Origin of the sequence: Nocardia puris, assembly GCF_036051655.1 — a bacterium.
Taxonomy (GTDB): Bacteria; Actinomycetota; Actinomycetes; order Mycobacteriales; family Mycobacteriaceae; genus Nocardia; species Nocardia puris.
Window position 1 is genome coordinate 923394 of sequence record NZ_CP107943.1, and the last position, 21147, is coordinate 944540.

A 21147-nucleotide genomic window follows, 5' to 3' on the forward strand; every position below is an offset into this window, starting at 1 on the left:
ACGGGTGGCCCGTATTCGCTGTGAATCGAACCGTCGGGACAGCTGAACGCGTACGCCGGGCCTACCCGGATCGTCGCGGTCACCAGCTGGGCGGTCGGCGCGCTGGGGCCGCGCCGGCTGGAAGCCGTGCTCGCCCACGAACTGGGCCATCACCTGCTGGTGGATCAGCGCGTCCGGCTGGCCGCGTCGAAGCCTCTCGTTCAGCGGTGCGCGACCGATTCCGCCAGGATCGGCATCAACTCTTTCGCGCTCACCATGTGATCCTGCCCGGCGAGCATCCGGTGGGTCGCGCGCGGAAGGGCGTCGGCCAGCTGACGCGCCACGTCGTGCAGGCCGGGCGGACTCTTCTCCCCGACGGTCACGTGCACGGGCAGGTCGAGATTCGCGAAACGCTCCACGGGCGGCAGGTCCGCGGTGAGCGCGATGTCGTACATGAGGGTGGGGGCGAGCGCCTTCATGGACTTCCAACCCGGCATCAGCGGCAGCAGGGCGACGAACACCCTCGGCATACCGATCCCCTGGAGAAACACTTTGAGCGCCTTGGCATTTCCACCTTCGGCCAGGAGCGCACCGACCTGCTCGGCGAGCCGGGCGTACGACACCCGCTCGCTCTCGTCGTGCACGTACGACGCATCGTAGATCACCACTCCGTCGACCTTGTCCGGAAACCGGCTCGCGGCCTCTAGCGCCAGCACGGCCCCCGACGAATGCCCGTACAACACAGCCGATCCGCCCGCGGCATCGATGATCGCCTCGACGTCCTCGACCTCCCGCTCCGTCGCACACGGCAACGTGTCCCCACTGTCCCCACGCCCCCGCCGGTCATAGCTGTAAACCGTGAACCCCTTCGCGAACACATCCACATCCGCGACAACGGGCCGGAACCGCCGAAAGCACGTCGCACCGGTGATATACACGAGCGCCGGCCCCGCACCCGCAATGTCATACGCGATCTCCGTACCGTCCTTCGACGCAACCACCGGCATATTCCCGTTCCTTCCGCCACGAACCCCACGGGCCCGAACATCTGTTTACCGGCTACGACGCGATCCAGCGCCGAAAATCATCGGCACGCTCCACCTCCGCCGGACCGCCCGCACGACGAATCTCGTGCACGCGACCAGGAAATGTAACGAGCGACTGGGTTACATTCCGCCAGCCGACCAGCGCGCCACCGCTCGTGCGTCGCGACCGGCCGCGAGGTGGATCGAATCCGGCCGAGCGCCGCCCCGGTGTGCCCGGCTGAGGTGCCACAGCGCATCAGATCGCTCAACCCCATGCCAGCTCCGCAGCCTTGGCACGAGCGGCCCAGGGCGGTGCCGATACGAGCAGGCGCGGCAACGAATCTCCGCTCTGCGATGAATTCCCCTCTCGACCCCCGTCTCCATGACTGACACCGGCGAGGAACCGCGGCCTCGCCCACCACCTTCAGCACAGAGAAGAGCAGACCATGATCAAGCCCGCACTGGCCGCGGTTGCCGCCCTCGCCCTCTCCACCACCGCCCTGCTGACCGGGTGCACCGATAGCGCGGGCGAATCGCCGGCCGCGCAGCCCGGTCGCCACGCCCAGGTCAACGGACTCGATATGTACTACGAGGTGCACGGGGAGGAGAGCGATCAGCCGCCGCTGGTGCTGCTGCACGGCGCGCTGTCGGGCATCGGGACCGATTTCGGTGACGTGCTGCCCGGGTTGTCCGAGAACCGCCAGATCATCGCGATCGAACAGCAGGCGCACGGGCGCACCGCCGATATCGACCGGCCGCTGCGCACCGAGCACATGGCCGACGACACGGCCGCGCTGCTGCGCCAGATCGGCGTCGAGCAGGCCGACCTCTTCGGCTACAGCATGGGCGCCGGCGTCGCCCTCGACATCGGGCTGCGCCATCCCGGCCTGGTGCGCAAACTGGTCCTGCTCTCGGTCGGCCTCTCGCCGAAGGGCCTGCATCCCGGCGTGCTCGACGGCATCACCCAGCTCGAGCCGGAGATGCTGCACGGCTCCCCGTTCCACACCGACTACCTGGCCAATGCGCCCCGCCCGCAAGACTTCCCGACCCTCGTGGCGAAGGTGAAGGAGATGGACGCGAACACACCGACCTTCCCGGCCGACGCCGTGGCCGCCATGCCCTCCCCCACCCTCACCATCGTCGCCGACTCCGACATCGTCACCCCCGAGCACGCCGTCGAGATCTTCCGCCTGCGCGGCGGCGGCATCATGGGCGACACCCCCGCCGGTCTCCCCGACTCCGAACTGGCCATCCTGCCCGGCGCCTCCCACATCTCCGGCGTCCACCGCCCGGAACTGCTGGTCCCGATGATCACCACGTTTCTCGACCGGACCGCGAAATCCTGACCCGACCCCGGAGCAGGCCCGGAACCTCGTGGCTCCGGGCCTTTCGACGCGATCGCCGAGCCGGGACAGTACCTGGACGTCCTCGGGCACCGCGCACAACGCTTCTACGCGGTGGACATCCCTGACGGCGCGACCGCGTGCTTCGGCGGCACCCTGTCGTTCCTCCGCAACGCGGCGGCGTCGATGTTCGCCAACAATCGCACGGATCTGCGCGTGCACGGTGCGCAGGGGCAGGACTGCCGCGTCTCCGAGAGCGCGCTCGCGACCAGGTCCGACGACGGCGTCGCGTTGACCGGCGCCATGGCGTGGACCGGCGCCGCGCAACCGAAGACCGGCACTCCCGTCACCGACGCCTGCCGCGGGGGCGGACGCTGTTACTTCGCCCTCGAATGGGCCCACGTCGCCGACGGCGCTCCCGAGCGGTTGCCGGTCGAACTGACGGTCGGCATCGAGCAGGCCGTCACCGACGAAGGTCCCGCCCCGGCCGAGTCCCCGGCCCCGTTCACCGCGCCGCGCTCACGCCCGAACCCGTGCCGGTGATCGCTGTTTCACGCAGCGGCATCGACTGCCTGGGCCTCGACGCGGCCTACAATCGGGCGCAACTCCTGGCGGCGTGGTCTTCGTGATCGCCGCGCGCCCGTGACGCACACCACACCCGCCCCTGTCAGGAATCCCCCTCCCGTCTCGTTCAAAGGGCACGCGAACCAGACAGGAGCGACACCATGACACACCGCATCGTTGTCCTCGGGGCCGGATATGCCGGGACCAACACCGCCGGGAACCTGGCCCGCCGACTGCATCCGGACGACTTCGAGATCACCGTCGTCAATGCCGATCCCCACTTCGTCGAGCGGATCCGCCTGCATCAGGTGGCGGTCGGCCGGGACTACCGGCCCCGCGCGCTCGCCGACGCCTTCGCGGGTACCGGGGTGCGGCTGCGGGTCGCCCGGGTGACCGCTCTCGATCCCGAACGCCGGTCGGTCACGGTGGCCGACGAGGAGTGCGAGGAGGAGATCGGCTACGACACGCTCGTCTACGCGCTCGGCAGCGCGGTGGCGAGCGACGGGGTGCCCGGCGTGGCCGAGTACGCCCACGACATCGCCGGGCGCCCGTCCGCGCTGCGACTCCAACAGCGACTCCAGGAGTTGGGCGAGGGCGCGAAAGTCCTGGTCGTCGGCGGTGGTCTGACCGGCCTGGAAGCCGCCACCGAGATCGCCGAGACCCGGCCGGATCTCGCGGTCACGCTCGCCTCCCGCACCGCGCCCGGCGACTGGCTGTCGACCAAGGCGAAGGAGCACCTGCGCCGCAGGCTCGACCACCTGGGCATCGCCGTGCACGAGCACACCGTGATCGCGCGGGTCGAACCCACCCGGGCGGTCGCCGAAGACGGCACGATCTTCCCCGCCGACGTCACCGTGTGGGCGGCCGGCTTCACCGTTCCGACGATCGCCGCGGCGGCGGGCGTGCAGGTGAGCGACACCGGAAGGATCGTCACCGACGGCAGCCTGCGGTCGGTCTCGCATCCGGAGATCTACGCCGTGGGCGACAGCGTCCATGTCATCGGAGCGAACGGCCAGCCGCTGCCGATGTCGTGCGCCTCGGCCGGTTTCTCCAGCATGCAGGCGGTCGCCGCGCTCGAGGGCCGGCTCACCGGGCGCCGGTTCGACGTCGAACCGCTGAAGTACCTCGGGAACTGCATCGGCCTGGGCGAGCGGGACGCGATCTTCCAGACCGTCGGGGCCGACCTGCGGCCGAAGGTGGCCTTCACGGGCCGCAAGACGGCGCGCTTCAAGGCGTTCGTACTCTGGGGCGCGGCCTGGAACGTGCTGCGCGCGGGCGGCGGCATGCCGAAACGCAAGCGCCGCCTGTCGCCCGACGCGCCGCTCCCGGAAAGAGTCGCCGCCTAGAGTGACGGAAGTGACGATCGACCACGCCGCCACGGAGCTCTTCGAGGCCGACCGGGACCGGTTGGCCTCGTTGGCCTACCGCCTGCTCGGCTCGGCCGCCGACGCGGAGGACGCCGTGCAGGACGCCTTCCTGCGCTGGCAGTCCGCCGACCGGTCCGGGATCGACGTGCCGCAGGCCTGGTTGGCGAAGGTCGTCACGAACCTGTGCCTGGACCGGCTACGCTCGGCGGCCGCGCGCCGCGAACGCGTCGCCGGATCGTGGCTGCCCGAGCCGCTGCTGGACGGCGATCCCCTGCTCGGCCCCGCCGAGACCGCCGAACAACGCGAATCGGTCTCGCTGGCCGTGCTGGTGCTGCTGGAACGCCTGGCGCCGGTCGAACGCGCGGTGTACGTGCTGCGCGAGGCGTTCGGCTACAGCCACGCCGAGATCGCCGACATGCTCGACATCAGCGAATCGGCCAGCCAGCAGCACACGCACCGGGCCCGCCGCCACGTCGCGTCCGCGCGGCGCGGCGGCGCCGTCGACCCCGCCGCCGCCCGCAAGATCGTCACGGCCTTTCTCGCGGCGGCGGTGTCGGGCCGCACCGAGCAGCTCGTCGCCCTGCTCACCCAGGACGCCAGCGGTATCACCGATGGCGGACTGACCGGCAAGATCCTGGTCTACCCGAACCCGAGACGCATGATCATCTCCCTGCGCGGCGCCTTCAAGGCCACCGCGACGAAACGGCGGATCCTCGGCGGCCCGGTCTCCTTCCACGCCGACATCGTCAACGGCTCCCCGGCCGCGATCGCCGTACGCGAGAACGGCGAAGTGCTCGGCGCCCTGGTCCTCGAAACCGACGGCGACCGGATCTCCCACATCACGTCGGCCGGCTACCCGAGCCGCGTCGCCCGGCTCGGCGAACTGTGGCGGCAGCGCGAACACTCGGAACCGATTCTCACGACTTGGTGACGGTTGGCGCGCCTAGCGGAAGTACGGGTAGTCCTGCACCCAGTGGAATCCGCGGCTGCGCAAGGGGAAGGTGTTCAGGTCCACGCGATCCAAGGTGATCGTCAGCGAGCGGCCGTTCAGGTGTCCGCGGATGATCAGCCGGTCCGCGGTGGGCCGCTCGGTAAACACGGTCGCGAAGGGTTGCTGCTCGTCTCTCGTGGTGAGTTCCAACCGTCCGTCGGGGTGGAAGACGGCGCGCGCGGGTATCAGTTCGCCGTTCATCCGCTGGTAGGTCGCTTCCTCCGGGCCATCGAAAACCAGCCGCTGCCAACGAGTCTCGTCGGTGGTCAGCGGTGGAATCGCCTGTCCGTCGAGGGTGAAGTCTCGCACCTCCCAGATGCCATACAGCGGAGACCGGGGACTCGCCGCGCTGTGCTGCTCCTGCCAGACCCGCCAGTTGTCGATACTGCCGCTCACCACAAGCCAAACACCAAGGGCGACTTGAACCCACGCCGCCGTGCGGTTCTTCCGGCCGTCGGTGAACAGCGCGGGCGGTTTCAGCGGTTCGCACGCGCGTTGTCGCACGAACACATCGAACAGTCGCCGGAGATACGGGGCGAGCAGCACCAGGCTGATCCCCAGCAGGTGCGCGGAGAGCAGCTTCTCCGGGATGTCGAACGTAAGGTTCATCAGCAGGATCTGCGCCGTGCTCAACAAGCTCAACGCCGCACCCAGCACTTGGGTCCGCGGCACGAAAAGCAGTAGTCCCGCAGCGACTTCCACCGCACCGAGCGTCATCTCATACGCGGGCGAACTGCCCACTTGCAGCCAAATCACCGACATCGGGCTGAAGCTGCCGTACGGCTGGAGCAGTTGCGCCAGGTTCGGGCCGGGCATTTGGTTGGGGATCAGTTTCGCCATGCCGAACGAGAGCATCTGCCCGCCCAAGCACAGCCGCAGGACCAACGTGAACCAAGCCCGGAGCCGGGGGTGGGACGTGCGACGATCGAAAACCGTCCACGCCGTCGCGCCCACCACCGCGACGACCAGTACGCAGAACACCAGCACCCAGATCGCCGTCTGATCACCGGCCCCGGAATCCTTGCGCAGCAACGCATCCACGCCGAATACGGTCTCGCCCACCCAACCGGTGACCGGGTCGGTCACGGTCGCGCCCCACGGCCCGCCGTGTCCGGGAACCCAGCGGGCGAGGACACCGAGCAGCGCGAACGGTATCGGCGTGACGAGCAGGCAGAACAGGCTGAAGTAGATAGCGCTGAACCGGAACAGAATTCGCGTCGGCAGGCGCCATTCCGGTGTGGTCACTGATGCATCCTCGGATCTTCGGTGGGGTCGGCGTACGGGGTGGGGCAGCCGTAATCAGTTGCGTCGGAGCGGAGTTCGTAATGCCACGGCTCGTTCGCATAGATCTGGCACAGTCCGTAGCTCGCGCCGTGCCTGGACAGCCACGCCGTGGCCGCGTCCGGCCCGAGGTCGACCGCGTCGCCCGACACGTGCGCGGACGTGTCGGGGGTGGCCACCCACCGCGCGGCCTCGGTTTCCGAGCCGTACTCCGCCACCGCGTCGCGCAACAGTTGCGCCTGGTACTCCCGCGAACGCCAGCCGCTGTTGACGACGAACTCCACGCCGTCGTCGGCGGCGTCCGTGGCGGCGCGGCGCAGGGCGCGGAGCAGATCGGGATCGAGATTGGCCACCGACGGAATGTCGTCGGCGAAGACCGACACACCGGGGGGATCATGGTGGGCGCCGGGAGGTACGCCGATGGACGCGACGGACGACGTGCCCAGCGACGCGAGCGGCTGGTACGCGAGCACACCGAGGAGCAGGGCGGCGCCGACCACGAGTGCCAGGAGGACAGCTGGCCGGGTTCGTGCTGGTTGGCGATAGTTCATGCGCCCAGTCAAGGCAGCGCGGCGTTGCCAGCCCGTATGCGGTTTTCGATACGCCGGCGATATACCCCGGCTGGGAGGATCGAGGGTCTATGCGTGTACTGATCGTCGAGGACGAACCCTATTTGGCGACGGCCATCCGCGATGGGCTGCGCTTGGACGCGATCGCCGCCGATATCGCGGGCGACGGCGACGCCGCGCTGGAACTGTTGAGCGTCAACAGCTACGACATCGCCGTCCTCGACCGCGACATCCCCGGCCCGTCCGGCGACGAGATCGCCCGGCGCATCGTCGCCTCCGGCAGCGGCATGCCGATCCTGATGCTCACCGCCGCCGACCGGCTCGACGACAAGGCGACCGGCTTCGAACTCGGCGCCGACGACTACCTCACCAAACCGTTCGACCTCCGCGAACTCGTGCTCCGCCTCCGGGCGCTCGACCGCAGGCGCGCCCACAGCAGGCCGCCGGTGCGGGAGATCGCGGGGCTGCGGGTGGACCCGTTCCGCCGCGAGGTCTACCGCGACGGCCGCTACGTCGCGCTGACCCGCAAGCAGTTCGCCGTGCTCGAAGTCCTGGTCGCGGCCGAGGGCGGAGTCGTGAGCGCCGAGGAACTCTTGGAGCGGGCGTGGGACGAGAACGCCGACCCGTTCACCAATGCCGTGCGCATCACCGTCTCGGCGCTGCGCAAACGCCTCGGCGAACCGTGGATCATCGCCACGGTCGCCGGTGTCGGCTACCGCATCGACGCGGACACCGGCCGTGCATAGGGCCCCCGGACTGAGCGTCCGCCTCAAGCTGACCCTCAGCTACGCCGGCTTCCTCATGGTCGCGGGTGTCCTGTTGCTCGCCGCCGTGCTGATCTTCTACCTGTACTTCCTGCCCACCGGCTGGATCAACGCCACCGACAGTTTCTGGATCGACCGCTCGCTCCTCCTGCGCGCCTTCGTGCCGTTCATGGCGGTGGTGCTGCTCTTCCTGCTGATGTTCGGTCTGCTGGGCGGGTGGATCCTCGCCGGCCGGATGCTCGCTCCCCTCACGCGCATCACCGCCGCCGCCCGCATGGCCGCGAACGGGTCGCTCTCGCACCGAATCCAGTTGCCGGGCCGCCGCGACGAACTGCGCGAGCTCGCCGACACTTTCGACGCCATGCTCGCCCGGCTGGAAGCCCACGTCGCCGAACAGCGCCGGTTCGCGGCCAACGCCTCGCACGAACTGCGCACCCCGCTCGCGATCACCCAGACCCTGCTCGACGTGGCCCGCAACGACCGCGACCACGACAGCGCCGAACTCGTGGACCGCCTCCAGGCCGTCAACACCCGGGCGATCGACCTCACCGAAGCCCTGCTCCTGCTCAGCCGCGCCGACCAGCGCTCCTTCACCCGCGAACCCGTCGACCTCTCCCTCCTCGCCGAAGAAGCCACCGAAACCCTTCTGCCCCTTGCGGAACGGCACGGCATCACCCTCGAAACCTCCGGCGTGGTCGCCCCCACCCTCGGCTCCCCCACCCTCCTCCTCCAACTCACGACGAACCTCGTCCACAACGCGATCGTCCACAACCTGCCGGGGCGCGGGGCGGTGTGGGTCACGACCGGCGTGCATCCCGGAGGTGTGGCGCTCGTCGTGGAGAACACTGGTCAGGTGTTGTCGCCGGAAGTTGTTGCGACGCTTACCGAACCGTTTCAGAGAGGAGCGGAGCGGGTGCGCAACCACCATGCGGGGGTCGGGTTGGGTTTGGCGATTGCCGACAGCATCACGCGGGCGCATTCGGGGACGCTTGCGTTGTCGGCGCGGGAGGGGGGTGGACTCGTCGTTGTCGCGCGGTTTCCTGGGGCGGGGTAAGCGTGGCGATCCCGGGGATGCAGATTCGCCCACGTCGATGATTCATATATAGATCTTTCGCGCCCGACGTGGTCGATGATCCCTATATCGATCATTGACGGTTTTTCGCGCTAGGCCCTGCCGCCCGGAGCCGATCTTTCGGTCGAGGCGGCTCGACTCTCCGGGTTCCGGCCCATGCATCCGAAATCGACTCCTCAGCGCGCATCAGCCTTCTGGATGCCACAGTGTGGTGAACGATCGGCACCACCATCCGAGCTCCCCAACTGTCCGAGCGTATCACCCTGTAGCGCAGCACAACTGGAAGGATCTCGAGACCATGGTGAACATCGACAGCAGGTCGGTGACCGCCGCGCCGGTGAAAGCCTGGCCCCGCAAGAGGCGGACGTTGATCATGGGCACCGGCATGCACAGCCGGCGGATCACGAGCAGGACGAGCAAAGGCGAGCCCGACGAAGAAGGTGATGAGCGCGACGCCGGGTCGGTCGCCCTCGGCGAAGGTTGGCTCGTTTCGGTCCTACTCTGGATTGAGCAGCGTGATCACGAAGCGGGGCGGACGGACTGTGATGGCAGAGGCGCAGAATATTCATCGAAGGCCGCGATGTCACGCGCTCGCCACCCGGGCACGGGCGCGATTCTGCTCGCCTCCCAGATCGCCGACTACGGGCAGTCGTGGCCGAAGCCATCGGCCTGCACACCATCGGGTGCGGGGCGCGGGTGCATCCTGTGGCCGAGATCGCACGGACGGAGAAAACCACGGGCGTGCAGCATATTTCGCCCGCAATCCGTCCAGCGGGGGCCGTCCCAACGATCACAGCACCCACTGTGTCTACAACCTCGCCCAGATCATCACCGTCCTCACCGCGGACAGCGACGGTCAGTTGCGTCGAGACCGGCGGATGACTCACCCCGAGACCGGGGCGCTGGTGCGGGTGTATCGACTCCCGTGGCCGCAGACCTTCTCCCCGGTCACGCGCACAGCTGTCGCCGAACCGACGAACCCCGAGGGCGCGGTGTTCGCCGAGCAGGGAACGAAATTGCTCAACACCGCCGCCAAGATTGCCGAACTGGTGAGCAGGTACCAGGCGATGGACGAGCATCCTGAGGTCGAGTTCCGGGCCACTTGCCACGGCCACGACGTCGAGTGGACGAACTTCCTCTACACCCCGTAACGAACGCACACGCTGGTGCGCCGCCTGCATCGAACGGCGCCGGCGCACCCGGTGGCGGTGATTCTCCGGCCCCGCACCTACGGTGTGGTCCCGCGGCTCGACTGGGCGTGGGTACGTGCCGATGTCGCCACACTGGACGGCGAGGATGCGCGGGAGGTGTTGTTCGTTTGCGGGGCCTGAGAATTGGTGGACAAGGCATTCGGGTATCGGTTCTCGTGCGCTCAGTGCGCGCATGTACATCGGGTTTGGGATATGGACCATGGCGACCCGTGACCCGCGTCTGCCCGCGCGCTTGACACTGGACCTCATCGACGGATCCTTACTGGCCGAGTTGCCCCCCGGCATCGACCGTGAGGTGCTGCACCGGTGGAGCGCCTTCCGCGCCGGCCCGGACTGAAGCCTCAAAACGACTCGGCCGCCACGTGCCGGTAGCTCGCGCGCGAGAACCTGGTCAGCGAGTACTCCTGTGAGGAGCCGGTGATCGACGGGGACAACGTCCCCTTCGACGTGTACCCGGATCCGTACGCGGATCACCGAGCAGGGCGCCAGGATCTGATCTTCGATCAGGTCAACGCCGACCCCTCTTCGGCACCCGACACAAACAGGCGCGGTCGAACAAGAACAGCAGATTCGCCTTGACCCCGCCCCCGTAGAAGATCGGTGCGCGCGACCGCCGGGTCTGCTCGGCTTCTCGTCCGGCGGGGTGATCGCATCACGTTGGAGTGGGTTCCCTGTTCGGTGCGCCCTGCGGCGGTACAAGCGGGACCGCGTGTGACCTGAAATTCCTGATGTCGAGCTATTCGGGGCTACAGTCGAAGCATCGTTGACCTGCGGAAATGCCGTCGCAGATAAGTGCCCTCGGCAGGATTCGAACCTGCGACACCCGCTTTAGGAGAGCGGTGCTCTATCCCCTGAGCTACGAAGGCTGGGTTGGAGGTGTGCACGTCGGCGGGAGGACCTGGGTCGTTCTCGTCGGTGTGCACGTTTCCGTGGACTGGGCCCGGGGCCGGTGGGCCGGGTGGTGGGCTTTGTCCAGGGGTGACTATACCTGGCCGGGGGGCTGGGGTGCGATGCGGTTGTGGGGTGGGCGGTGGTCCCGGCGGGCGAGTTCGCCGGGGCGCGGACGGCGTTGTGAGGGCGGTGCGGGTGGGTGCGTTTTTCGGGGCTGTGAGGGTGGTGGGGATTTACGAGTTCACCGGGCCGATGCGGGGTCGTGTAGCGGAGAGGGTGGGCGGCGCACCTGGGCTGAAGTGGGGGCGAACGGCGAGGATGACCGCTCTGAGCTGCGGATTTGTTTGCCGCGCAATGGGTTACATGAAGGACGCAATCCCCCGGCGTGCGATCTATCACTGACCGGCGAGGTTGTGTGTCACCGCAAGTATCATCTAACGTGGCTGCCGCAGGGTTACGACGCAGCGGTGGGAGTGGGGTGATCGGCCGGACGGGTGAAATCCACTCTGAGGCAATGAGATTCATCGAGTAGTCGGGTTCGTCCCGCGGCATGTCGCCACTCGAGTCGACCGCGCGCCGAGCGGATACAGGCGGGCTCGTCCTGGTCATCGTGGACCCGGGGCCCCGATCGCGGCGCGTCTTCGCCGGGTTCCCGGACGCCCACGTGGGGCGCGGGGGCCGAACGGCATTCTTTCTCGCGAATCCGAGACATCGGGGTTTGTGGTATTCGCGATTCGTACCGGATTTCTTCCGGATTTTTCTCGACGACCGGGTCGCTGATCTTTCGCGCCCTGTTGTCGTCGCAGATGCCTGAATCTGTCGAGCACAGATCCTATTAAGTGGGAGGGTTTTTCATGGCTGCTCTATCCGCCAAGCGTGGTGCCGCACGGGAAGTGGGCCGGCTGGCCAGGTGGCTTCCGTATTACGGCGTCAAGGGGTACCGGGATTTCCGGCGCAGCGGATCCAAGCAGCAGGTGGCGGTCAATTTGCGGGAGTTCCTGCTCCGCATGGGACCGATGTACACCAAGGCCGGGCAGATCCTCGGCACGCAGACCGGCCTGTTCGACGCCGACGCCATCGCCGAATTCCGGCACCTGTTCGCGGACATGCCCGCGATGACGCCGGCCGAGACCGAGGCGCTGCTGCGCACGGCGGCGCATCCGGACCTGCGCGGGCGGCTGACCTCGTTCGATCCAGTGGCGATCGCCGCGGGCACGGTGGCCCAGGTGCATCGCGGCCGTCTGGACACCGGCGAGGAGGTCGCCGTCAAGATCGTGAAAGCGGGTGTCCGGGAGCGCCTCTCGGCGAGCACCGCGGCGACCGCCGGGATGCTGGCCACGGTGCAGAAGCTGTTTCCCGCGGCCCGGTCCTACGACGCGCTGAGCCATTTCGCCGAGCTGCGCCCGTTCCTGGTCGAACAATGCGATATGCGCTTGGAGGCGCAACGCCAGGAGCAGGTGCGGTCGAATTTCGCGTCGCATCCCTTCGTGCGGGTCCCGCGCGTCCACCGGGAACTGTGCTCGGAGGACATCCTGGTGATGGAATTCATCGGCGACGCCGTGCCGGGCACCGCATTCGAGCAGTGCCGGTTCCCCAAGGACGAACTCGCCCGCCGCATGCAGGACACCTTTTACACAATGGCGTTCTTCCACGGGCTGTTCCACGTCGACCCGCACCCCGGCAATATGATGCTCACCCACGACGGCGAGATCATCATGCTCGACTACGGCTTGGTCGGCTCCCTGTCGGAGGACGGCAAGTGGGCGCTGGCCTCGTTCTACTACGGGTGCATCCAGAAGCAGTGGGACCGGGCGGTGGACCGCTTCATCGACGCGTTCACCGTTGCGCCGGAAGCGAATTCGGCGATCCCGGCGTCGTTCCGGCAGGACCTGATCGATGTGCTGCGCTACCACTTCGACGCGAAGACCGACGCGTGGTCGACCATGGGCTTCTTCGACGACGCCACCAAGGTGCTGCGCGGGGCGAATTGGCGGCTCACCACCGATTTCACCCTGCTGGGCCTGGCCTTCCTCACCGGTGAGGGACTGATCAGCGCGGTGGACCCGCGGATCGACATCTGGTCGAACGCGCGGCGCTTCACCGACCGGTTCTCGCCGTTCATGAGTGAGGAGCTCAAGACGCTGTTCGACGACCGGATCGCCGGCCACATGCCGAAGTCGATGGCCGTCAAACAGGACGGCGAGCGAGCCCTGATCGCGCAGACGCACATGGACCGCTACGTGCTGCCCAGCGAATACCCGCTGATCGTGGACACGGCCGAGGGCTGCACGATCACCGATATCGACGGCAACACCTACATCGACCTGGCCAGCGGTTTCGGCCCGCACATCCTGGGCTATCGGCCCAAGGTGGTGGTCGAGGCGGTCACGACCGCGATGGAGAAGGGCGCGGTCAACGCGATCGGCAACGCCGCCGAGGTCGACCTGGCGCAGCTGATCGGCGAGGCGTTCGGCGGCGGGAAGTCGGTGGTGTTCACCAACTCCGGCACCGAATCGGTGCTCACGGCCTCGCGGATCGCGCGCGCCGCGACCGGTCGGGACCGGATCGCGAAGTTCGAGGGCCACTATCACGGCTGGTCCGATCAGGGCATGGTGTCGTCGTGGTTCCGCTACCGCGGCAGCGCGGCCGAGCCGGAGCCGGTGAGCAACTCGGCGGGCGCGCAGCGCAGTGTGGTGGACAACACCCTTGTGCTGCAATACGGTTCGCCCACCTCCATCGATCGCATCCGCCGCAACGCGGATTCGCTGGCGGCGGTGCTGATCGAGCCGATGCCGTCGATGGCCGTCGACTACGACCTCGAGTTCCTGCGCGCGCTGCGCGCGGTGTGCGACGAGACGGGCGTGCTGCTGATCTTCGACGAGGTGGTGAGCGGCTTCCGCGTCACCTACGGCGGTGTGCAGACACTGACGGGTGTGGAACCGGACCTGACCTGCCTGGGCAAGATCGTCGGCGGCGGGCTGCCCGGCGGCGCGGTAGTGGGCCACGGCCGGGCGATGTGGGCGGCGCGCACCACGAACGATCCGTTCGAGGACTGGGCGACCCGCGCGTTCTGCGGCGGCACCACCAGCGGCAACTCGGTGTCGACGGCGGCGGGCGCGGCGGTGCTGCGGCACCTGCGCGACAACCCGGCCATCTACACCGAACTCGACGCGCGCACCGACTATCTGCGCGACGGGCTGCGGGCGGTCGCGGAGCGCGAGGGCGTGCCCGCGACGGTGAGCGGCAAGCACACGCTGTTCAGCATCGGCTTCGACTACGCCAAACCCGCACTGCCGCGGGACCAGACGGCGGGCAGCCACGTCAAGGCCACCCTCGCGCTGGCGTACTACATGCGACTGAACAACGTGTATCTGCCCGAGCTGCACACGATCCTGCTCAACGACGCGCACACCTACCGCGATCTGGACACCGTGGTGGACGCGTTCGGCACCAGTGTGGCGGAGATGAAGCGGCACAACTTCTTCGTGCACTGACGAAGTTCCCCGGCCTGGCGCGGATCGAATCCCGTTCCGCGCCAGGCATTCCCACGACGCGCGAAGGCGACCCGACTATGCACAACCCCGACGATGAACGGCCAGGTCTCGCGCTCACCTGGGCGCGGCAGTGTTACCGGCTCCGATGGCCGCTGGCCACGCTCTGGCTGCTGATCCTGGTGGTCGGCGGCATCCAGTTCGACCGGCTGGAGAACCACCTGCGCCTGCCCGACTATTCGATCTCCGGCTCGGATTCCGAGCGCACGGCGACGCTGCTCGCCGAACGCTTTCCGCGTCTCGGCGCCGAGCAGGTGGCGGTGGTCGTCACCGGTGACGATCCGGGGGCGGTGGCCGCGGCCACGCGTGCCGTGACGCCCGCGGTGCGCGATCTCGAGGGTGTCGGCGAGGTCGTCGACCCGACGACGCCGATGGCGGGCACCGAACTCCTCGCCGACGACCGGCGCACCGCGATGGTGCTCCTCCCGCTGCACGGTTCGGTGTCCGACCGCGACGCCACCACGGACCGGATCGAAAATGCCTTACGCACAGTGGATCTCCCACCGGGAACCGCGGCCGATCTGACCGGTGAGACGCCGCTGAACAAGGCGCTGGCCGATGTAGAACGCCGTGATCAACTGCGCGCGGAGATCGTCGGGCTCACCTTGGCACTCGTCCTGCTGCTGTGGGGTCTGCGGTCGGTGCTGGCCACCGCGCTGGCGATCTGCGCGGCCGGGCTCGGCGTGACTCTCAGCAGCATCGGCATCGCGGCACTCTCGGGGGTAGCGGAGACCTCGCAGTTCGCGCTGGTGGTCGCCACGATCATCGGGTTGGCGGTCGGCGTGGACTACGCGCTGTTCATGGTGAGCCGATTCCGTGAGCAACTTCCGGGCCGAACGGCCGGGCCGGTGACCCGCGACCAGGTGATCGCCGCGCTGAGCACCTGCATGCGGACGTCCGGGCACACCGTGATCGTGTCCGGTGTCATCGTGATGGTGTCGCTGTGCTCGATCCTGATCATCGACGGACCGGTGTTCCGGGACATCGCCATCGCGGCGGCCCTGGTGGTGCTGTGCGCGATGCTGGCGGCGGTCACAGGATTGCCCGCGCTGCTGGCGATTTCGGCGTCGCGGTTGCGCCTGCGCGCGCCCGCCACCGGCGAGCCGGACGGCCGGTGGTACCGGTGGGTGGCCTTCGTGCAGCGACGACCGGTGGTGCTGGGCGTTCCGGCGGCGGCGTTGCTCGTGGCGCTCGCGCTGCCCGCCGCCGGCATGCGGCTCGGACTCGACCTCGGCATCCCGACCCTGGCGAGCACTCCGGCGGGCGCCGGGTACGCGTCCGCCGCACAGGCTTTCGGCGGATCGGCGGTAGCCCCGATCTACGTGACCGCGTGCGCCGAGGTCGAACGCCCGCTGACCGGGGACGAGATCACCGCGATACAGGGCTATTTCGCCCGCACCGGACAGATGGACGAAGTCCTGTCCGCCGCTTCGGTTTTCGACACGCCCATGCCCGGTGGACTCGGCGGCCTGCCCGACACCCCGCTGGGTGCGGCCGCCGACGGCGTGCTCGTCGACGATGTGCGCGCGCCACGGTGCCTGCTGGGCATGGTGCAGTCCGCGCACGCAGTCGACGCGCCGCAGACGGTCGAGCTCGTCGAAAAGCTCCGCGACTCCGGGCAACTCGCAGCACCCGGTGTAGTGGTCGGCGTCGGCGGCATGGCGGCCCAGTACACCGATATCGCGAGCGAGACGGGGCGGATGTTCCTCGCCGTGGTGTTGCTCGTCCTCGCGCTCTCGCTGATATACCTGGCGGTGACGCTGCGCAGCGTGGTGATCCCGGTCAAGGCGATCGTGCTCAACGCCCTGGCCACGGCCGCCTCGCTCGGGGCGACGGTGGCGGTGTTCCAGCACGGGTACGGCGAGTCGGTGCTGCGGTTCGACAGCGTCGGCACCATCCAGGCGTTCCTGCCGGTGGCGATGTTCGCGGTGCTGTTCGGATTGTCCATGGACTACGAGGTTTTCATGGTGCAGCGGGTGCGCGAGGAGTACCTGCGCTGCGGCGACAACCGGGAGGCGGTGCGGCGGGCGATGGCCGCGGTGGCGCCGCAGATCACCATCGCCGGGCTCATCATGATCGCGGTGTTCGGGTCGCTGGTGGTGGCGGATGTGCTGGAGCTCAAGCAGATCGGGTTCGGGCTGGCGGTGGCGATCGCGATCGACATCACCGTGATGCGGTTGATTCTGGTGCCGGTGCTCATGTCGGTGGCCGACTCGTGGAACTGGTGGTTCCCGTTCGGGAAGCGGAAGCGGGGGAATCCCGCGAATCCCCACCTGGTACCGGACGTCACAGATAGTGTCGCGGTGTAACCGGATGATCTGAGGGGAGCGTGCGATGCGGGTGTTGGTTCTGGGCGGGGCGGGCGAGGTCGGGCGGGCGGCCGCCCGGGTACTCGGCGCCGACGCGGAGGTCGATCAGGTGGTGATCGCCGATCTGGCCGCGGACCGGGCGCGCGCCGTCGCCGCGGAACTGGGCGAGAAGGCGACGGCGGTGGCCGTCGACGTGACCGACCACGCGGCGCTGGTCGCGCGGATGCGGGAGGCCGACGTGGTGGTGAACACCGTGGGGCCGTACTTCCGATTCGGCCCCGGCGTGCTGCGCGCCGCCATCGACGCCGGACGCGACTACGTCGATGTGTGCGACGACCCCGCACCCACCGTGACCATGCTCGACATGCGCGCCGAGGCCGAGGCCGCCGGGATCACCGCGGTCCTCGGCATCGGCGCGAGCCCCGGACTGGCGAACCTGCTGGCCGCGCACGCTCTGGCCGGCTTGGACCGCGCCGAGACCGTGATCACCGGCTGGAATCTCGCGATGGCGCAACCGGAGTCGCGCTCGTGGCGGCCCAGCGCCGCGGTGGTGCACGGTATCGAGCAGGTCAGCAACACCATTCCGGTGATCCGCGGCGGCGAACAGGTGTGGGAGCGGCCGCTGCGCCGCACCGTCGTCGAGTACCCGGGACTGGGCCGGGCGACGGGGTGGACCTTCGGCCATCCCGAACCGGTGACCCTCGCCCGCGCGTTTCCCGATATCCGGGAGAGCGTGAATCTCGCGCTGGCGCCGCGATATGTCGCCGGGGTGCTGACGTTGCTCGGTCGCGGCGTCACCCACGGGGTGCTCAGCCGCGCTAGCGCCGCGTCCGTCGCCGCGCTCGCCGAGAACCTACTGCCCTCCGGATCGGTCGGGCTGCTGGCCGGATCGACCCTGCCGCCGCTGTTCGCCCTCGCCACGGGTGAGCGGGACGGCGCGCCCGCCACCGTCGCGTGCGCGCTCGGGCAGGTGCCGGGGCTGACGATGGCGGAGGTCACCGGCATTCCGCTGGCCGTCGGCGCGCTGATGCGGGCGCAGCGGCCCGGCGTGCACCCGCCGGAAGCCGTGTTCACGCCGGACGAGTTCTTCCGGCGCCTGGCCCCGCACTGCGTCGGCAGACCGACGCCGGAATCGCTCGCGGTGGTCACCGCCAGCTATGAGTCGGAGGCGGCCAATGCCGAAGCACTGCAACGGGGTTCGCTGATCACGGCGCTGCTGGCGGGCAGGTGACCGGCCGGGGCGGCGTTGCGTAGCTCGCCATCCCAGCGCGACCGAGCATCAGAAGTCGAAGCCGCCGCCGAAATCTCCGCCACCGCCCCAATCGCCGCCGCCCCAGTCGCCACCTTGGTCGCCGCCGCCCCAATCGCCGCCCTGGTCGCCGGCATCGAGCCCCTGGTCACCCCCGGCGTCCAGTCCGTCCTGGTAGCCCTCGCCGTAGCCGCTCTCGAAGCCTTGCGCGCCGTAGGCGACACCCGACATCCCCGCGAACAGCGAGGTGAACAGCAGGGCCGAGCCGACGCCCCACGCACCGGCGATCAGCGCCGGGCGCCACCACGGTTCGGAGTACCAGCCCGCCGGGACGGGACGGCCGGCGACGCGGCCGCCCGGGTAGTAGTTGGGGGTCGCGGAGGAGGGCTTCGGGGAGGCGGCGATCTCGCGGCCCTCGAAGTCGACGACGCGGTCCTCGGTGACGCGGCCCGCGCTCGACTGGCCCTCGAGCTCCGGGATGGCGGGGCCGGGGTCCATGTCCATGGCGGTGCGCGCGGCGCGGATGTAGTAAAGGCCTTCCAGCGCCGTCTGTTTCACCAGCCGCGCCTGGACGGGGGTGCGGGCGAGGTCGATCTGGGAGCCCGCGGCCGTGTGCCGTTCGGCGGCGTCGGCCAGCGCCTGCTTCGCCGCGTCGTTGCTACCGGTCAGGTTGTAGATCTGGCCGCCGAGCCGCTCGTTCACCTGCCTGGCGTCGGCGAGCGCGTCGGCCAGGTCGTTCTCCGACCGCTGCTTGTTCAGATTCCCGCGCGTGAGCAGCAGAATGGCCACGAGCGCGAGCACGACGAGGATCAGTACCACTTCCATCGTCCATCCGCCTCCGGCGTCGAGGGATATCAATGCCGTCGAGTTTACTGATCGATAGCAGAGGGTGGAGAAACTCTTTGCTCGCTCTCAGATCCCGAGAAACCCCCGCACGATCCGGGCCACCTCGTGCGGACGTTCGATATGCGGGGAATGCCCTGTCCCCCGGATGATTTCGACCCGCGCGCCCGCCGCGCGATACCGGGCGACGGTCTCGTGCACCGAGTACATCCGGTCTCGGTCCCCGTGCAGGACCAGCCACGGCCTGCCGAGCGCCCGGCCCTGGGCGTCGAGCGGGTCGGCCGCGAGGCGGGCCCGGCGGACGGGCAGGACCTCGCGGAACATGCCGGGGCTCATCGCGCGGTAGTCGAGCACCGGGCGGTCGGGGTGGTCGAAGGCGTTGTCCTGCGGGAAGCCGGGCGCGAAGGCGGTGCCCATGGCCGCGCGGACGGCGGGCGACGGGCTGAGCCGGTGGATCGGCCGCACCAGCCACCCGGCGGCCTTCAGCACGCCGTCGCCCGGCAGGTCCGCGTAGCTGTAGTCGGGAGCTTGCCCGATGATTCCGGCCCGTTCGACGATCGGCGTGCGGCGGGCCAACGCCATGGCGACGTCCGCGCCGTAGGAATGCCCGAATGCGGCGACCCGATCGATGTCGAGTTCGCCGAGCAGTGCGTGCGCGGTGCGGGCCTGCGCTTCGGGATCGAGACCGGTGTCGCCGCCGGTCGCGCCGTGCCCGCGCAGGTCGTAGCGGATCACCCGGTGGTCGGCGGCGAGCAGGCGCGCCAGATCCCGGAACCAGTGCACCGAGGACGCGAACCCGTGGACGAGCAGCACGGCCGGGGCGTCCGGCGGCCCGTCGACGCGGACGTGCACGGGCACGCCGTCGGCGATGATCGTCGTATCGGTGGCGGGCGCTGTCGCAATCACCCGCCCATCATGCCGTTCCGCCCACTCCGGGTGAGGGTCCCAGCACCGGACCACTTACACGCGCCACCCCGGCCGCGGCTCCGGCATCAGTCGCGCGCGACCACCCGTTAGACCCACCGCACCCCTTGTGACGTGCCCCAACGCACCCACCTCGGGCCTGAATTGTCGTGCTTTCGCCGTAAGGTGGCTGATATGGCGACGAGCGAAGTTTCCCGGCTGGTCCAATCGGCGGTGGAGGAATGCCTGCTCGGTGGCGAGCGCAAGTACACCCGCGTCGAAGTGGCGAAACGGTCCGGCGTCTCGCCGGAGGTGTCACGGCGCCTGTGGACGGCGCTCGGCTTCCCCGCCAGCTCCGACCCAGAGGTCGACTACACCGACGCCGACGTGGCGGCCGTGCGCGACTTCCGCGGCCTGAAGGTGGCCGAGAAATCCGACCTGCGCCAGCAGGCGGCGACCGCGCGCACCATCGGCCAGGCCATGGCGCGGCTCGCGGAGTGGCAGGCCGATCTGGTGCTGGCCGAGATCGGCGCCCAGATCGCGGCCGCCGAAGCCGAGGGCCGCGACCCGGCCGAGGTCGCGAAAGCCGCCGCCGAACGGACCATCTCGGTGGTGCAGGAACTCCAGAGCTACGTGTGGCGACGCCACCTCTCGGCGGCGCTGTCGCGCTCCTTCGACGGCGGCGCGACGGCGGAGGACTCCACCCGCACGCTGGCGGTCGGCTTCGCCGACATGGTCGGCTACACCCGGCTCACCCGGCACCTGCACCCCGACGAATTGTCCACGCTGCTGGAGGCTTTCGAGTCCACCACCACCGCCGCCATCGCGGAGAACGGCGGCTGGGTGATCAAGCACGTCGGCGACGAGGTGATGTTCGCGGCGGAGACGGCCGTCGACGGGGCACGCATCGCGATCGCCATCCAGGAGTCCACCATGATGGTCGGCGGCACACCGGAATTGCGTGTCGCACTCGCGTACGGCGAAGTGCTGCAACGCTTCGGCGACCTGTACGGCTCGGTGGTGAACATCGCCTCCCGGCTCACCGGCGTCGCCCGGCCCGGCACCATCCTGATCGACGACGCCGCGGCCGAGGAACTGGCCGACCACCCGGAGTTCGAGGTGCGCAACCTGCGCAGCGTGCGCGTCCGCGGATTCAACCGTCTGCGCCCGCACACGTTGCGCGCCAACTGATTTCCGATCCCGAGTCGACCTCTAGGCTGCGTCCGGCCAGGCCG

General features: G+C 69.1%; 18 protein-coding genes and 1 tRNA gene. 13 read left to right on the forward strand and 6 right to left on the reverse strand.

Translation table 11 applies throughout. The annotated features are described in order from the left end of the window. The first annotated feature begins 69 nt into the window (after nt 1–69). Nucleotides 70–261, forward strand: coding sequence for a M48 family metalloprotease (locus OHB21_RS37395; RefSeq protein ID WP_369123286.1), 192 nt, complete (start codon nt 70–72; stop codon nt 259–261). Here OHB21_RS37395 and OHB21_RS03775 read toward each other — a convergent pair. Next, complete coding sequence (locus OHB21_RS03775; RefSeq protein WP_195125353.1) at nt 201–986, reverse strand: alpha/beta fold hydrolase; 786 nt, start codon at nt 984–986, stop codon at nt 201–203. The genes OHB21_RS37395 and OHB21_RS03775 overlap by 61 nt on opposite strands. Nucleotides 987–1450: 464 nt before the next feature. On the opposite strand from OHB21_RS03775, the gene OHB21_RS03780 reads away from it, so the two are divergent. The 4 genes from OHB21_RS03780 to OHB21_RS03795 all read left to right on the forward strand — a co-directional run bounded on the left by OHB21_RS03780 (nt 1451) and on the right by OHB21_RS03795 (nt 5209). Beyond that, entirely contained in the window at nt 1451–2350 is a 900-nt protein-coding gene (locus OHB21_RS03780) for an alpha/beta fold hydrolase (protein ID WP_195125352.1), read from the forward strand. A 111-nt stretch (nt 2351–2461) separates the two neighbouring features. Further along, entirely contained in the window at nt 2462–2890 is a 429-nt protein-coding gene (locus OHB21_RS03785; protein WP_067513699.1) for a hypothetical protein, read from the forward strand. Nucleotides 2891–3072: 182 nt separating this feature from the next. Then, entirely contained in the window at nt 3073–4257 is a 1185-nt protein-coding gene (locus OHB21_RS03790; protein ID WP_195125351.1) for an NAD(P)/FAD-dependent oxidoreductase, read from the forward strand. 10 nt (nt 4258–4267) lie between these two features. After that, nucleotides 4268–5209, forward strand: a complete 942-nt coding sequence (locus tag OHB21_RS03795; RefSeq protein ID WP_232331898.1) for a sigma-70 family RNA polymerase sigma factor — start codon at nt 4268–4270, stop codon at nt 5207–5209. A 12-nt stretch (nt 5210–5221) separates the two neighbouring features. Here the strand turns inward: OHB21_RS03795 and OHB21_RS03800 are convergent, their stop codons facing one another. Next, on the reverse strand, nt 5222–6514 hold the full coding sequence (locus OHB21_RS03800; protein ID WP_067513701.1) for a DoxX family protein: 1293 nt from the start codon (nt 6512–6514) through the stop codon (nt 5222–5224). After that, nucleotides 6511–7101 carry a M15 family metallopeptidase gene (locus OHB21_RS03805; RefSeq protein ID WP_195125350.1) on the reverse strand — a complete coding sequence of 197 codons (591 nt, stop codon included), beginning with the start codon at nt 7099–7101 and terminating at the stop codon, nt 6511–6513. Before OHB21_RS03805 ends, OHB21_RS03800 begins: the two co-directional genes overlap by 4 nt. 89 nt (nt 7102–7190) lie before the next feature. Here OHB21_RS03805 and OHB21_RS03810 point away from each other — a divergent pair, with 89 nt between their 5' ends. The 4 genes from OHB21_RS03810 (at nt 7191) to OHB21_RS03825 (ending at nt 10503) form a co-directional block, all read left to right on the forward strand. Next, nucleotides 7191–7865, forward strand: a complete 675-nt coding sequence (locus OHB21_RS03810) for a response regulator transcription factor (protein ID WP_067513706.1) — start codon at nt 7191–7193, stop codon at nt 7863–7865. Then, nucleotides 7858–8937 carry a sensor histidine kinase gene (locus OHB21_RS03815; RefSeq protein WP_113975377.1) on the forward strand — a complete coding sequence of 360 codons (1080 nt, stop codon included), beginning with the start codon at nt 7858–7860 and terminating at the stop codon, nt 8935–8937. The genes OHB21_RS03810 and OHB21_RS03815 overlap by 8 nt, the downstream gene beginning before the upstream one ends. Nucleotides 8938–9833: 896 nt before the next feature. Next, nucleotides 9834–10106 carry a hypothetical protein gene (locus OHB21_RS03820; RefSeq protein ID WP_067513710.1) on the forward strand — a complete coding sequence of 91 codons (273 nt, stop codon included), beginning with the start codon at nt 9834–9836 and terminating at the stop codon, nt 10104–10106. Between the two features lie 259 nt (nt 10107–10365). Beyond that, nucleotides 10366–10503, forward strand: a complete 138-nt coding sequence (locus tag OHB21_RS03825; protein ID WP_157115880.1) for a hypothetical protein — start codon at nt 10366–10368, stop codon at nt 10501–10503. A gap of 456 nt (nt 10504–10959) precedes the next feature. Here OHB21_RS03825 and OHB21_RS03830 read toward each other — a convergent pair. Then, nucleotides 10960–11032, reverse strand: a tRNA-Arg gene (locus OHB21_RS03830). 879 nt (nt 11033–11911) lie between these two features. Between OHB21_RS03830 and OHB21_RS03835 the strand changes: the two genes are divergently transcribed. From OHB21_RS03835 to OHB21_RS03845, 3 genes are all read left to right on the forward strand, one after another. Further along, a complete protein-coding gene (locus OHB21_RS03835; RefSeq protein ID WP_195125349.1) occupies nt 11912–14551 on the forward strand; it encodes an aminotransferase class III-fold pyridoxal phosphate-dependent enzyme in 2640 nt (879 codons plus the stop codon). 77 nt (nt 14552–14628) lie between these two features. Continuing rightward, nucleotides 14629–16917, forward strand: a complete 2289-nt coding sequence (locus OHB21_RS03840) for an MMPL family transporter (RefSeq protein WP_195125348.1) — start codon at nt 14629–14631, stop codon at nt 16915–16917. Between the two features lie 25 nt (nt 16918–16942). Continuing rightward, entirely contained in the window at nt 16943–18148 is a 1206-nt protein-coding gene (locus tag OHB21_RS03845) for a saccharopine dehydrogenase NADP-binding domain-containing protein (RefSeq protein ID WP_195125347.1), read from the forward strand. A 48-nt stretch (nt 18149–18196) separates the two neighbouring features. On the opposite strand, the gene OHB21_RS03850 is transcribed toward OHB21_RS03845, so the two are convergent. Together OHB21_RS03850 and OHB21_RS03855 are read right to left on the reverse strand one after the other, a co-directional pair. After that, entirely contained in the window at nt 18197–18991 is a 795-nt protein-coding gene (locus OHB21_RS03850; RefSeq protein WP_195125346.1) for a DUF1542 domain-containing protein, read from the reverse strand. Between the two features lie 87 nt (nt 18992–19078). Continuing rightward, nucleotides 19079–19915: an alpha/beta fold hydrolase gene (locus OHB21_RS03855; protein ID WP_198161832.1), complete on the reverse strand. Its 837-nt coding sequence runs from the start codon at nt 19913–19915 to the stop codon at nt 19079–19081. Between the two features lie 192 nt (nt 19916–20107). Between OHB21_RS03855 and OHB21_RS03860 the strand changes: the two genes are divergently transcribed. After that, nucleotides 20108–21103: an adenylate/guanylate cyclase domain-containing protein gene (locus tag OHB21_RS03860; protein WP_067511758.1), complete on the forward strand. Its 996-nt coding sequence runs from the start codon at nt 20108–20110 to the stop codon at nt 21101–21103. Nucleotides 21104–21147: the final 44 nt, after the last annotated feature.

What these genes read in the sequence shown, in the direction of transcription:
- OHB21_RS03775 (WP_195125353.1), bottom strand. Translation starts at nt 986, where the DNA reads ATGCCGGTGGTTGCGTCGAAGGACGGTACGGAGATCGCGTATGACATT.
- OHB21_RS03780 (WP_195125352.1), top strand. Translation starts at nt 1,451, where the DNA reads ATGATCAAGCCCGCACTGGCCGCGGTTGCCGCCCTCGCCCTCTCCACC.
- OHB21_RS03790 (WP_195125351.1), top strand. Translation starts at nt 3,073, where the DNA reads ATGACACACCGCATCGTTGTCCTCGGGGCCGGATATGCCGGGACCAAC.
- OHB21_RS03805 (WP_195125350.1), bottom strand. Translation starts at nt 7,101, where the DNA reads ATGAACTATCGCCAACCAGCACGAACCCGGCCAGCTGTCCTCCTGGCA.
- OHB21_RS03810 (WP_067513706.1), top strand. Translation starts at nt 7,191, where the DNA reads ATGCGTGTACTGATCGTCGAGGACGAACCCTATTTGGCGACGGCCATC.
- OHB21_RS03820 (WP_067513710.1), top strand. Translation starts at nt 9,834, where the DNA reads ATGACTCACCCCGAGACCGGGGCGCTGGTGCGGGTGTATCGACTCCCG.
- OHB21_RS03825 (WP_157115880.1), top strand. Translation starts at nt 10,366, where the DNA reads ATGGCGACCCGTGACCCGCGTCTGCCCGCGCGCTTGACACTGGACCTC.
- OHB21_RS03835 (WP_195125349.1), top strand. Translation starts at nt 11,912, where the DNA reads ATGGCTGCTCTATCCGCCAAGCGTGGTGCCGCACGGGAAGTGGGCCGG.
- OHB21_RS03840 (WP_195125348.1), top strand. Translation starts at nt 14,629, where the DNA reads ATGCACAACCCCGACGATGAACGGCCAGGTCTCGCGCTCACCTGGGCG.
- OHB21_RS03845 (WP_195125347.1), top strand. Translation starts at nt 16,943, where the DNA reads ATGCGGGTGTTGGTTCTGGGCGGGGCGGGCGAGGTCGGGCGGGCGGCC.
- OHB21_RS03850 (WP_195125346.1), bottom strand. Translation starts at nt 18,991, where the DNA reads ATGGAAGTGGTACTGATCCTCGTCGTGCTCGCGCTCGTGGCCATTCTG.
- OHB21_RS03860 (WP_067511758.1), top strand. Translation starts at nt 20,108, where the DNA reads ATGGCGACGAGCGAAGTTTCCCGGCTGGTCCAATCGGCGGTGGAGGAA.